The organism is Methylobacterium sp. WL8 (genome assembly GCF_008040045.1).
In the GTDB taxonomy this organism is placed as follows: domain Bacteria; phylum Pseudomonadota; class Alphaproteobacteria; order Rhizobiales; family Beijerinckiaceae; genus Methylobacterium; species Methylobacterium cerastii.
Genome location: NZ_VRVF01000002.1, coordinates 96,100 through 108,070, shown reverse-complemented (window position 1 = coordinate 108,070; position 11,971 = coordinate 96,100). Strand labels below are relative to the sequence as shown.

The following is an 11,971-nucleotide window of genomic DNA, read 5'->3' as shown; positions in this document are numbered from 1 at the left end:
GGCGGGCCGCCCGACTTCCTTGGCCGCCGTGAGACGCCGACAGGCGTCTCAGGCGCCGGGCGTCACCGTCGCGTAGTTCGACGCGTCGTTCTTCGGGCGGTCACCGGCGAGGTTCTCGCCGGTGGCGAGATAATGGATCGTCTCGGCGATGTTGGTGGTGTGGTCGCCGATGCGCTCGACGTTCTTGGCGCAGAACAGCAGGTGCGTGCAGAACGAGATGTTGCGCGGATCTTCCATCATGTACGTCAACAACTCGCGGAACAGCGAGTTGTAGAGCGCGTCGATCTCGCCGTCCCGCTCCCAGACGTTGTGCGCCGCCGAGACGTCGCGGCTGGCATAGGCGTCGAGCACGTCCTTGAGCTGCTCCTGCACCAGGTCGCTCATGTGCTGCACGCCGAGCACGATCTTCTGCGCCTGGGCCTGGTCGCTGATCGCGACGACGCGCTTGGCGATGTTCTTGGCGAGGTCGCCGATGCGCTCGAGGTCGCCCGAGACGCGGATCGCCGAGATCGTCTCGCGCAGGTCGATCGCCATCGGCTGGCGCCGGGCGATGAGCAGCACCGAGCGCTCCTCGATCTCGCGCTGAAGGGTGTCGAGGCGCTTGTCGGCGAGGATCACCGCCTGAGCGAGCTGGGTGTCGCGGCGAACGAGGGCGTCGGTCGCCTCGGTCATCATCTTCTCGGCGACGCCGCCCATCTCGGAGATCGAGCGGCGCAGGTCCTCGAGGTCGGTGTCGTAGGACGTGACGATGTGGCCGGGCATGGGCTTGGTCCTCGATCGATCCGTATGCGGCTCAGCCGAAGCGGCCGGTGATGTAGTCCTGGGTCTGACGCACGGTCGGGTTCATGAAGATGCGGTTGGTCGGACCGACCTCGATGACCTCGCCGAGATACATGAAGGCGGTGAATTGCGAGATGCGCGCGGCCTGCTGCATGTTGTGGGTCACGATGACGATCGTGAACTCGCTGCGCAGCTGCTCGATCAGCTCCTCGATGCGCCCGGTCGAGATCGGGTCGAGGGCCGAGGTCGGCTCGTCGAACAGGATCACCTCGGGGCTCTGGGCCACCGTGCGGGCGATGCACAGGCGCTGCTGCTGGCCGCCGGAGAGGCCCATGCCGGACTGCTTGAGCTTGTCCTTCACCTCGTCCCACAGGGCGGCCTTGCGCAGGGCCGACTCGACGCGGCCGTCGAGCTCGGATTTCGGCAGCTTCTCGTAGAGGCGCAGGCCGAAGGCGACGTTGTCGTAGATCGACATCGGGAACGGCGTCGGCTTCTGGAACACCATGCCGATGCGCGAGCGCAGCTCGTTCAGGTCGACGTTGGCGTCGAGCACGTTCTGGCCGTCGAGCAGCACCTGCCCCTCGGCGCGCTGCTCCGGGTAGAGGCTGTAGATCCGGTTGAAGGTGCGCAGCAGGGTCGACTTCCCGCAGCCGGACGGGCCGATCAGGGCGGTGACCTGGCGGTCGTGGAAGTCGAGGTTGATGTTCTTCAGGCTATGGAACTGCCCGTAATAGAAGTTCAGCTCCCTGGCGGCGATGCGGATGGGCGCGTGCTCGTCGGCCGGGTTCCGGCCGTCGAACTGGGAAGCGCTGATCGCGGGGGCGGCGTTCATCGTCGTGTTCCTCGTGGGTGCCGGCGGCGGGTTCTGGGTCCCCATGGACATCAGCGCGCGGTCTGCGGCTTGATGACGACGCGGGCGACGACCGAAAGCAGCAGGATCGTCATGGTGATCAGGAGCGCGCCGGCCCAGGCGAGCTGCTGCCAGTTCGGATAGGGCGAGAGCGCGAACTGGTAGATCATCACCGGCAGGTTCGCGACGCCGCCCATCAGGTCGCGGCTGAACCACGAGTTGTTGTTGAGCGCCGTGAACAGCAGCGGCGCGGTCTCGCCGGCGATGCGGGCGAGCGCCAGGATGATGCCGGTGACGATGCCGGCCGACGCCGCCCGCCACGTCACGCTGCGGATCACCGTCGACATCGGGGCGCCGAGCGCGACGCCGGCCTCGCGCAGCGTCCCGGGGACGAGGCGCAACATGTCCTCGGTGGTGCGCACGATCACCGGCGTCGCGATGATCGCCAGCGCCACGCCGCCGGCCCAGCCCGAATAGCTCCCCATCGGCCGCACCATCAGGGTGTATACGAACAGGCCGATCAGGATCGAGGGCGCGGAGAGCAGGATGTCGTTGAGGAAACGGATCACCTCGGCGAGCTTCGAGCCGCGGCCGTACTCGGCGAGGTAGGTGCCGGCCATCAGGCCGATCGGCGTGGCGACGAGGATGCCGATGCCGGTGAGCACCAGGCTGCCGAGGATGGCGTTGGCGATGCCGCCGCCTTCCGAGCCCGGGCCGGGCGTCGGCTGGGTGAACAGCAGCGGCGAGAACCCGCGCGCGCCCTCGATGATCAGCATCAGGAGGATCGAGCCGAGGACGACAGCGCCGAGCACGGTGGCAAGGAGGCAGGCGAGGCGCAGGGTGCGGTCGGCGACCCGGCGGCTGCCGCGGATGCGGGTCGGCTTGAGGGCCGGCGCGGGACGGATCGTGTTGTTGGCGTCCACGACGGGCTCCCTCAGGCGACCTTGACGCGGCGCGTCAGGAAGCGGGCGATGATCAGGACGACAAAGGTGATCGCGAACAGGATGCAGCCCAAAGCCATCAGCGAGTTCAGCTGCAGGCCGTCGGCCTCGTTGAACTCGTTGGCGATGCGCGAGGCAATGGTCGAGCCGGGGTCGAACACCGAGGCCGAGAGCCGGTTGGCGTTGCCGACCACGAAGGTCACCGCCATGGTCTCGCCGAGCGCGCGGCCGAGGCCGAGCATGATCGCGCCGATGATCGAGACGGAGGCCTGCGGGAGCAGGACGTGGCGGACCACCTCCCAGGTGGTGCAGCCGATGCCGTAGGCGCTCTCGCGCAGGATCGTCGGGATCTGGTCGAGCATGTCGCGGGCGATCGAGGCCACGAACGGCACGATCATGATCGCCAGGATGATGCCGGCGGTGAGCACGCCGACGCCCGAGGGCACGCGGGCGTAGAGCAGCGTGCCGACGATCGGCAGGCCCTCGACGACGTTCGAGACCGGCATCTGCACGAAGCGGGCGAAGAACGGGGCGAAGATGAACAGGCCCCACATGCCGTAGATGATGCTCGGCACCGCCGCGAGCAGCTCGATCGTCATGCCGACGGGCTTGCGCGCCCAGCCGGGGCAGAGTTGCGTCAGGTAGATCGCGATGCCGAGCGAGATCGGCACGCCGATCACCAGGGCCAGCAGCGCCGAGGCGAGGGTTCCGGTGACGGCGACGAGGGCGCCGTACTGCTCCGTGCCGATGTTCCAGGCGCTGGAGGTGAGGAAGCCGAAGCCGAACTCGCGGAAGGCGGGCCAGCCGCCGTAGAGGATCGACCCAAGGATGCCGGCGAGCACCACCAGCACCAGCAGGGCCGAACCGTAGGAGGCGGCGCGGAACAGGGCGTCGAGGCCCTTGCTCGGCCCCTTTCGCGAGCGCGTGCTCGTGCCGGAGCGCGTCAGGGCGATCTGTTCGGTCAAGGCGGTCATCCGCGGTTCTTTTCACCGTCTGGGGTGGTAGCGCGCCGTGCGGCCGGGCGCGAGGGCGAGACCGGATGCGAGTGAGACCGGATGGGAGTGAGACCGGATGGGAGGAAGCCGGTCCGCTCGGGGGTCGGGCGGCCACCGTGGTCCCGGTGGCCGCCCGACGAGTCGACGATCGAGGCGCGCGGTGGAGTCCGCCCCGCGCCGTCGGCCTCACATGCCGAGGACGGGCTTCCCGTCCTTGCCCTTCACCTGGTTCCACTCCTCGTGGATCAGGCCGACGACGGCGTCCGGCAGCGGAACGTAGTCGAGGTCGGAGGCGAGCTTGTCGCCGTTCTTGTAGGCCCAGTCGAAGAACTTCAGCACGTCGGCGGACTTCGCCGGGTCGGCGGCCTCCTTGTGGACGAGGATGAAGGTCGCGGCCGTGATCGGCCACGCATCCTCGCCCGCCTGGTCGGTGAGCGTGATGCCGAAGCCGGGCTGGCTCTTCCAGTCGGCGCTGGCGGCGGCGGCCTGGAACGCCTTGTCGTCCGGCTGCGGGAACTTGCCGGCCTTGTTGCGGATCAGCGCGTAACTGAGCTTGTTCTGCTTGGCGTAGGCCGACTCGACGTAGCCGATGGCGTTCGGGACCTGCTTGACGGTGGCGGTGACGCCCTCGTTGCCCTTGCCGCCCTGGCCGGCGGGCCAGCTCACGGTGGTGGCGGCGCCGAACTCCTTCTTCCAGCCCTCCGAGACCTGGCTGAGGTAGGTGGTGAAGATGTTCGTCGTGCCCGACGCGTCCGAGCGGTAGACCGGGGTGATGTTGGCGTCGGGCAGCTTCAGCCCGTCGTTCAGCGCGGCGATCTTCGGGTCGGACCACTTGGTGATCTTGTTGGCGTAGATGTCGGCGATCACGTCGCCGGTGAGCTTGAGCTTGCCCGGCTCGATGCCGGGGATGTTCACGACGGCGACGACACCGCCCATCACGGTCGGGAACTGGACGAGGCCGTCCTTCTCCAGGGCCGGACCTTTCAGCGGCGCGTCGGTGGCGCCGAAGTCGACCGTCTTGGCCTGGATCTGCTTGATGCCGCCGCCCGAGCCGATCGACTGGTAGTTCAGGCCGGTGCCGGTGTCCTTGCGGTAGGCTTCCGCCCACTTGGAATAGACCGGGAACGGGAAGGTCGCACCGGCGCCGGTGATGTCGGCGGCGAGCGCCGGGAAGGCGAGCTGGGCCGTCGCGAGGCCGAGGGCGAGCGCGTAGGTGAAGGGTTTCACATCGATCTCCGTCATCCGTCGAGCGCGTCCGAGGGGCGCGGATCCGCAGGTGCGGAATCGCGCCGGCCGTCCGGCAGTCCGGCGGCCGCAGCCGCCTGGCTCGACACCGCCGCGGTTAGGACACGCAGATGACAGCCGCATGACATGGGCGGCTTCGGCGCCGCGGCGACCGGGATCGCCGCGAAATCAGCTTGGGATCTGTTCGGGATCGCTTGGCGATGGCACGCTTTGCCGGGTTCGCGCGTTCTCCGTTCGATCCGGGCTCGGTCGTCGGCATTCCGCCGCGGCTCGCCCGGTCGGAAAGACGTTCCCGTGCCCCACGATTCGCCTGCGGCGCCGACGCGTGCGCCGCGTCCCGACGACGGCGCCTTCCAGGCCCTCCACGCCGAGCGCGAGGCCTTGGAGCGCGACTTGGCCCTGGCGAAGGCGCGGCAGAACTTCAGCACCGAGCCCGGCGAGGCCGAGCGCGCCCGAGCCGACGAGGCTTCGATGCTGATGAGCCTGGACCGCTTGCTGACGCGCATCCGCGCCGCCGAGTATCAGCGGCGCCCGGGCGCCAAGCGCTGGTAGATGGCTTGAGGCGTCCTTACGGCTCGCTGCGATGAGCCAGAAAGGTTGCGTCGGATCGCCTTGCGGCCCGGACTTTGCCCCCTGCCCGCTTCAGGCGCTGCGGCGCAGGTCGCGTTCTTTCTGGCGCAGGCGCAGCAGCAGGTCGACCTGGGAGTCCGGAATCGGCTGCTTGTCGACGCTGCCCTCATAGACGGTGCGTAGGGTCTGCCCGAGATGATGGGTGTCGACGCTGGCAGCGCCGCGATGCGACGCGAGGCCCTCGCGCGACGGGAGGACTTCGAACTTGGCTGCGGCCTGATGCATGGTCCCCCCCGAAGTAGGACGTTGCCGGCGTACGCGAATCGCTGTCGCCACCGGATCGCATCAGTGTCGGTCCCGATGGTTAAGAAGGTGTTAACCTTAACCGACGGTTTGCGGGGATCGTCGGAGCGTCCCCCTAGACGGCCGCGCCTTCGAGCAGGCGGGCCGCCGCGGCGCGGGCCTCGTCGGTGACGGTGGCACCCGCGAGCATGCGGGCGATCTCCTCGCGCCGCGCGGCGACGGGGAGCGAGGCGACGCGGGTGGCGACGCGGCCGGCGCCCTTCACCGCATCCTTAGCGATGAGGAAGTGCGTGACGGCGCGCGCCGCGACCTGGGGCGCGTGGGTCACCGCCACGACCTGCACGTCCCGCGACAGGCGCGAGAGCCGCGCGCCGATCGCGTCCGCCACCGCGCCGCCGACGCCGGTGTCGATCTCGTCGAAGATCAGCGTCGGCGCCGAACCCTTGTCGGCGAGCACCACCTTCAGGGCGAGCATGAAGCGGGACAGCTCGCCGCCCGAGGCCACCTTCATCATCGGGCCGGCCTTGGTGCCGGGGTTGGTCTGCGCCCAGAACGCGACGCGGTCGATCCCGGCGGGGTCGCGCGATTCGGGATCGGTGACGATCTCGGTGATGAAGCGCGCGCGCTCGAGCTTGAGCGGCGGCAGCTCGGCCTGCACCGCCGCGTCAAGCGCCTTGGCCGCCCGGCGGCGCCCGGCGCTGAGCTTTTCCGAGGCCTTGGCGTAGGCCGATTCGGCCGTGGCCAGCGTCGCCTCGAGACCGGCCAACGCCTCTTCGCCGGCATCGATCGCCGCCACGTCCGCCTCGTAGCGCTCACGCAGGGCCGCGAGGTCGTCCGCGGCGACGTCGTACTTGCGGGAGGCCGCGCGCAGGGCGAACAGGCGCTCCTCGACCCGCTCCAGCTCGCGCGGATCGAACTCGGCCTCGGACACCGCGGCGTCGAGGACGGCGCGGGCTTCGTCGAGGGCGACGAGGGCGGCGTCCAGCGCCGCGACGCAGGGCTCGACCAGCGCCGGCAGCTGCGCGGCGCGGCGCTCGAGCTTGCGGATGGCAGAGGAGAGCTGTGGCACGCTCGAATGCGAGCCGCCGACGGCGGCCAAAGCGTCGTTCAGCTCGCGCGCGACCTTCTCGCTCTGCTGCATCACCGTGCGGCGCTCGGCCAGCGTCGCCTCCTCGCCTGGCTTCGGATCGAGGGCCGCCAGCTCCTCGACCGCATGGCGTAGGAAGTCGGCTTCGCGGCGAGCGGTCTCGACCCGGGCGCGGTGCTCGGCGAGCGTCGTGCGGGCGGTCTTCACCGTCTTGGCCGCCTTCGCCACCGCGTCGAGCGGGCCGCTCAGGCCTCCGAAGGCGTCGAGGATGGCGCGGTGGGTGGTGACGTCGGCGAGCGCCCGGTCGTCATGCTGGCCATGGATCTCGACCAGGGCCGCGCCGATCGCGCGCAGGACCTGCACGCCGACGGGCTGGTCGTTGACGAAGGCACGGGTGCGCCCGTCGGCCATCTGCGTGCGCCGCAGGATCAGGTCGCCCTCGGTGTCGATCTCGGATTCCGCGGCGATCCGCCGGGCTGGGTGGTCGAGGCCGACGTCGAACACCGCGGTGATGCCGCCCTGCGCCTCGCCGTGGCGCACGAGGGAGCCGTCGCCGCGCCCGCCCAGCGCCAGGCTGAACGCGTCGAGAAGGATCGACTTGCCCGCGCCGGTCTCGCCGGTGAGCACGCTGAGCCCGCTGGCGAAGTTCAGGTCGAGCTTGTCGATCAGGACGATGTCGCGGATCGCGAGCTGCACCAGCATGCCGCGCCTTCGTGCCTCCGGCTCCCCGTCCGTCGATCCGGACGGGTGCCCTAAACTTTACGGGAAATACGAAGCCGTCATGTAGGCCGATGCCGGGCCGATCGCACCCCCGAAATGCGAAACGGGCGGAGCCGAAGCCCCGCCCGCGCTTTCGCGTCCCGTCGTGATGCGCGGGCGGCCTACTGGGCGGCCGCGGTCCGGCCCATCACCGAGGTGTAGATCTTGCTGAGGAACGAGCCCTTCTCCTCGCGCGGCTCGAGGCCGCCGTTCTGCAGGAGGGCGTGCGCGTCCTTGTACCAGGGGCTGTCGGGGAAGTTGTGCCCGAGCACGGCGGCCGAGTTCTGCGCCTCGGCGACGATGCCGAGCGCCATGTACGCCTCGGTCAGCCGCTCCAGCGCCTCCTCGGCGTGGCGGGTCGTCTGATACTTGCTGACCACGTCGCGGAAGCGGTTGATCGCGGCGGGGAAGTTGCGGCGCTCGAGGTAGTAGCGCCCGACCTCCATCTCCTTGCCGGCGAGCTGGTCGCGGGTGATCTGGATCTTGGCCTTGGCGTCGGTGGAGTATTCCGAGGTCGGATACTTCTGGACGAGCTCCTGCAGCGCGACGAGCGCCTTCTCGGACCGGTCCTGGTCGCGGGTGACGTCGGGGATCTGCTTGTACTGCGACATCGCCATCAAGTACTGGGCGTAGGCCGCGTCCTTGCTCGCCGGATGCCGCTGCAGGTAGCGCTTCGAGGCGGTGATCGCGTCGTCGTACTTCTGGCCCTCGTAGTTCGCGTAGGCCGTCATCAGCAGCGCGCGGCGCGACCAGTCGGAATAGGCGTACTGCTTGTCGAGCGAATCGAACTTCTTGACCGCGCCCTCGTAGTCGCTGTCCTCGATCTTCGCCAAGCCCTCGCTGTAGAGTTTGTCGGCCGGCGTGTCCTGCACGACCTCGGGCTTGTACTTCTCGGCGAACAGGTTGGTCGGGTCGAGGGCGTCGCAACCGCCGAGACCGAGGCCGAAGGCGGTGATGAGCACGGCCGCCGCCGCTCCGCGGGTCCGAAGGGTCACAGGCATTGGCGGTTCTTCCCCCGAACGGGCGCGTCCTCGCTTCGGAGCGCCGTTGAGCCATCATGGGTTCATGTCGGCGCCGGCACTCTACCGGGTCCGGGCGGCCACCGCATCCCGGACTGCCGCGCACTTCACGGACGATTCACCGTGGCGGCAGATTCGGGCATGAAAGCGGCGGTTCCGCGCCCGCGCGGATCGGCGGGCGGCTGTGTCTTGCAGGCCACATCGCCCGGAGGCGGCAGGCCGGAAGGGTCTCTCAGAGGTCGCCGGCGAAGGCGGCGATGCCGAGCCCGGCGCCGAATTCGGCGAGCGCGGTCTCGCGGCGGGTCCCCTGCGCCTCGACGATCGCGTAGTTCGCGCGGTCGGCGAAGAGGGCTTCGAGGATGCCGACGTTCATGCGGTGGCCGCCGCAATAGGAGCGGTAGGCCCCCTGGAGCGGCAGCCCGGCGAGCGCCAGGTCGCCGACGGCGTCGAGGAACTTGTGACGGACGAACTCGTCGGCGAAGCGCAGGCCCTCGGGGTTGACCACGTCGGTCTCGCCGACGGCGACGGTGTTCTCGAGGGACGCGCCGAGGGCGAAGCCCGCCTTCCAGTAGCGCTCCACGTCCTTCATCATGCCGAAGGTGCGGGCGGGCGCGATCTCGCGGCGGTAGGCGGCTGCGGTGAGGTCCATCGCCTTGCGCGAGCGGCCGATCACCGGGCTTTCGAAATCGATCTCGACGTCGAGGCGGAAGCCCCGGTCGATCGGGCGGAGTTCGGCGAAGGCGGCGCCGGCCTCGATGCGGACGTGGCGGAGGACCTTGATCCAGCGGCGGGCGGTGCCGGTCTGGGCGATGCCGACGGCGTCGATCGCCTTGACGAAAGGAAGCGCGCTGCCGTCGAGGATCGGCATCTCGGGCCCGTCGATCTCGACGAGCGCGTTGTCGACGCCCAATCCGTAGAAGGCGGACATCAGGTGCTCGATCGTGGCGACCGCCCCGGAATCGACGTCGCCGATCACGGTGCAGAGCTCGGTCGCGGAGACGCAGGCGTGGTGGGCCTTGATGAGTCGGTCGTTGCCGGAGGCCATTCCGGTGCGGAGGAAAGCGATACCGTGGTTCGCGGAAGCCGGGCGCAGCGTGATCGCAACCGGGTTTCCGGAATGGACGCCGATGCCGCTCAGCACGGCCGCGCCCTTGAGTGTTGTTTGTTGGTTCGTCCGCATTCCTTAGCCCTCGGCCGCGATCCGGCCACGCCACCGCGCGTATCGCGTTGTGACGACGCCTTCCGATCCGTCCGCTGCTTGAAGCCCCTGCGTGCGGCGTCGGTCCGAAAACCGCGCCGCTATTCGTTCGTTCGAGATTTTTATAGCTGCGGCGCACAGCCCGGCCAAATCACGCTTTCTTACGCTGTGTTACAGACACGCTCGCGCCGCGATCTCCGGAATATCGTTCCAGTTCAACACGTTAAGGAATGGTTAACACGCCTACAACCAAGCGCTCGCGCTGTGTCCTGCGCGCACCACGCCCCCCGCCCGAACGCCGGGACGGGGCCGCGCCGAGCGGTTTTGCGACGAAAATCACCGGCGGCGCCCGGAAAATAGGCCACTCCATGTTGCAACGCAAAACGCCCCGGCACGGGTGCCGGGGCGGAAATCGCGTCGCGCGATGAGGTCCGCGGGCGTTGGCCCGCGGGGCTTCGGGGGATCGCCGGATCAGTTGGCCTGGCGGCGCAGGAAGGCCGGGATCTCGAGCTGGTCGTCGTCCATCATCCGCGGCTGGGGCGCCATGCGGCCTTGCGCGTCGAGGTTGCCCTGCGCCGGGCGGTAGGTCGGGGCGACCGGAGCCTGGACCCGCGGGGCCGGCGGCATCGGAGCCTGGACCTGCGGCTGGGCGCGGGGCGCCGGCGCCGGCTCGGCTTCCTCGCGGCGGCCGCCGAAGCCGACGGTCGCGAGGCGGCGGAGCAGGCTGGTGCGCTTGGTGTCGCCGTGGTTCTCGACATGCTCTCCGCGGCTTGCCGCGATCTGGGTCTGGGCGATCGGCGGCAGCTCGTGGATCTGCGGCATCCGCGGGGCGCGGGCGAGCGGGGCGGCCGGGCGCGGCGGCATGAACGGGCCGGCATGGGCCTGCGAGACCGGCTCGGGCGCGGGCGCCGGGACGGGCACGAACGGGGCGGCGGCGCGGGGCTGGGCCTGGGTCAGCATGATGTCGTCGCGCATCACGGGCGCCGGCTCCATCCGCATCTCGGGCTGATGCACCGGCTCGGGCGCCACCTGGCGCACGGGCTGGACGGGGGCCGCCTGAACCTGGGTCACGGCCGGCTCGGCCGCGGCGCGAAAGCTCGGGGCGTTCTGCGCGGCGCGCGAGCGGGCCTCGGAGCGAAGGCGCTCGGCGACCTCGGCGATGCGCTGCTCGGTCTCGGCGATCTCCTTGTTGTTCGGGGAGTTGGCCGAGATCAGCGCCGGCTCGATGCCGGTGGCGACCACCGAGACGCGGATGATGCCGTCGAGGCTCTCGTCGAAGGTGGCGCCGAGGATGATGTTGGCTTCCTGGTCGACCTCCTCGCGGATGCGGGTGGCGGCTTCGTCCAGCTCGTACAGGGTCAGGTCGGCGCCGCCGGTGATCGAGATCAGCAGGCCGCGGGCGCCCTTCATCGAGACGTCGTCGAGGAGCGGGTTGGCGATGGCGGCCTCGGCCGCGCGGCTGGCGCGCTTCTCGCCGCTCGCTTCGCCGGTGCCCATCATCGCCTTGCCCATGCCGCGCATGATCGCGCGCACGTCGGCGAAGTCGAGGTTGATCAAGCCTTCCTTGACCATCAGGTCGGTGATGCAGGCGACGCCCGAGTAGAGCACCTGGTCGGCCATCGCGAAGGCGTCGGCGAAGGTGGTCTTCTCGTTGGCGACCCGGAACAGGTTCTGGTTCGGGATCACGATCAGGGTGTCGACGGCGGCCTGGAGCTCCTGGATGCCGGCTTCCGCCGTGCGCATGCGGCGCAGGCCCTCGAACTGGAACGGCTTCGTCACGACGCCGACGGTGAGGATGCCCATGTCGCGCGCCGCCCGGGCGATGACGGGGGCGGCACCCGTGCCGGTGCCGCCGCCCATGCCGGCGGTGATGAAGCACATGTGCGCGCCCGAGAGCTGGTCGCGGATCTCGTCGATCACCTCGTCGGCGGCGGCCGAGCCGACCTCGGGGTGCGAGCCGGCGCCGAGCCCTTGCGTCACGCCGAGGCCCATCTGGATCACGCGCTCGGCCTTCGAGGAGGTCAGCGCCTGGGCGTCGGTGTTGGCGACGACGAACTCGCAGCCCAGCAGGCCCGACTCGATCATGTTGTTGACGGCGTTGCCGCCGGCGCCGCCGACACCGAACACGGTGATGCGGGGCTTGAGTTCGCGGATGTCAGGCGCCTGGAGAGAGATGGCCATGGTGTCGAGCCCTTCGTGACCTTTAACGCGTTGTCCGGAGCGC

The 11,971-nt window shown here is 69.7% G+C and carries 11 protein-coding genes; 1 reads left to right on the top strand and 10 read right to left on the bottom strand.

Annotated elements, in window-relative coordinates:
• Nucleotides 1-48: 48 nt before the first annotated feature.
• The 5 genes from phoU to pstS form a co-directional block, all read right to left on the bottom strand.
• Nucleotides 49-762 carry a phosphate signaling complex protein PhoU gene (gene phoU / locus FV234_RS01325; RefSeq protein WP_147752452.1) on the bottom strand — a complete coding sequence of 238 codons (714 nt, stop codon included), beginning with the start codon at nt 760-762 and terminating at the stop codon, nt 49-51.
• 31 nt (nt 763-793) lie between these two features.
• Complete coding sequence (gene pstB, locus FV234_RS01320; protein ID WP_147752453.1) at nt 794-1,612, bottom strand: phosphate ABC transporter ATP-binding protein PstB; 819 nt, start codon at nt 1,610-1,612, stop codon at nt 794-796.
• Nucleotides 1,613-1,662: 50 nt separating this feature from the next.
• Complete coding sequence (gene pstA, locus FV234_RS01315) at nt 1,663-2,553, bottom strand: phosphate ABC transporter permease PstA (RefSeq protein ID WP_147827878.1); 891 nt, start codon at nt 2,551-2,553, stop codon at nt 1,663-1,665.
• A gap of 11 nt (nt 2,554-2,564) precedes the next feature.
• Nucleotides 2,565-3,545, bottom strand: coding sequence for a phosphate ABC transporter permease subunit PstC (gene pstC / locus FV234_RS01310; protein ID WP_147827877.1), 981 nt, complete (start codon nt 3,543-3,545; stop codon nt 2,565-2,567).
• Between the two features lie 207 nt (nt 3,546-3,752).
• On the bottom strand, nt 3,753-4,793 hold the full coding sequence (pstS, locus tag FV234_RS01305) for a phosphate ABC transporter substrate-binding protein PstS (protein ID WP_147827910.1): 1,041 nt from the start codon (nt 4,791-4,793) through the stop codon (nt 3,753-3,755).
• 312 nt (nt 4,794-5,105) lie between these two features.
• Between pstS and FV234_RS01300 the strand changes: the two genes are divergently transcribed.
• Nucleotides 5,106-5,363: a hypothetical protein gene (locus FV234_RS01300; RefSeq protein ID WP_147752456.1), complete on the top strand. Its 258-nt coding sequence runs from the start codon at nt 5,106-5,108 to the stop codon at nt 5,361-5,363.
• A 90-nt stretch (nt 5,364-5,453) separates the two neighbouring features.
• Here the strand turns inward: FV234_RS01300 and FV234_RS01295 are convergent, their stop codons facing one another.
• From FV234_RS01295 to ftsZ, 5 genes are all read right to left on the bottom strand, one after another.
• A complete protein-coding gene (locus FV234_RS01295) occupies nt 5,454-5,666 on the bottom strand; it encodes a hypothetical protein (RefSeq protein ID WP_147752457.1) in 213 nt (70 codons plus the stop codon).
• A 133-nt stretch (nt 5,667-5,799) separates the two neighbouring features.
• Nucleotides 5,800-7,473, bottom strand: a complete 1,674-nt coding sequence (recN, locus tag FV234_RS01290) for a DNA repair protein RecN (protein ID WP_147752458.1) — start codon at nt 7,471-7,473, stop codon at nt 5,800-5,802.
• A gap of 179 nt (nt 7,474-7,652) precedes the next feature.
• Nucleotides 7,653-8,531 (bottom strand): outer membrane protein assembly factor BamD, encoded by an 879-nt coding sequence (locus tag FV234_RS01285; protein WP_147752459.1) that lies wholly within the window; start codon nt 8,529-8,531, stop codon nt 7,653-7,655.
• 250 nt (nt 8,532-8,781) lie between these two features.
• The gene (gene lpxC / locus FV234_RS01280) at nt 8,782-9,729 is read right to left on the bottom strand and encodes a UDP-3-O-acyl-N-acetylglucosamine deacetylase (RefSeq protein WP_147827876.1); all 948 of its coding nucleotides are present in this window, start codon (nt 9,727-9,729) and stop codon (nt 8,782-8,784) included.
• Between the two features lie 489 nt (nt 9,730-10,218).
• The gene (ftsZ, locus tag FV234_RS01275) at nt 10,219-11,928 is read right to left on the bottom strand and encodes a cell division protein FtsZ (protein ID WP_147827875.1); all 1,710 of its coding nucleotides are present in this window, start codon (nt 11,926-11,928) and stop codon (nt 10,219-10,221) included.
• Nucleotides 11,929-11,971 lie beyond the last annotated feature (43 nt).

What these genes read in the sequence shown, in the direction of transcription:
- pstC (WP_147827877.1), bottom strand. Translation starts at nt 3,545, where the DNA reads ATGACCGCCTTGACCGAACAGATCGCCCTGACGCGCTCCGGCACGAGC.
- ftsZ (WP_147827875.1), bottom strand. Translation starts at nt 11,928, where the DNA reads ATGGCCATCTCTCTCCAGGCGCCTGACATCCGCGAACTCAAGCCCCGC.
- lpxC (WP_147827876.1), bottom strand. Translation starts at nt 9,729, where the DNA reads ATGCGGACGAACCAACAAACAACACTCAAGGGCGCGGCCGTGCTGAGC.
- phoU (WP_147752452.1), bottom strand. Translation starts at nt 762, where the DNA reads ATGCCCGGCCACATCGTCACGTCCTACGACACCGACCTCGAGGACCTG.
- FV234_RS01295 (WP_147752457.1), bottom strand. Translation starts at nt 5,666, where the DNA reads ATGCATCAGGCCGCAGCCAAGTTCGAAGTCCTCCCGTCGCGCGAGGGC.
- recN (WP_147752458.1), bottom strand. Translation starts at nt 7,473, where the DNA reads ATGCTGGTGCAGCTCGCGATCCGCGACATCGTCCTGATCGACAAGCTC.
- pstB (WP_147752453.1), bottom strand. Translation starts at nt 1,612, where the DNA reads ATGAACGCCGCCCCCGCGATCAGCGCTTCCCAGTTCGACGGCCGGAAC.
- FV234_RS01285 (WP_147752459.1), bottom strand. Translation starts at nt 8,531, where the DNA reads ATGCCTGTGACCCTTCGGACCCGCGGAGCGGCGGCGGCCGTGCTCATC.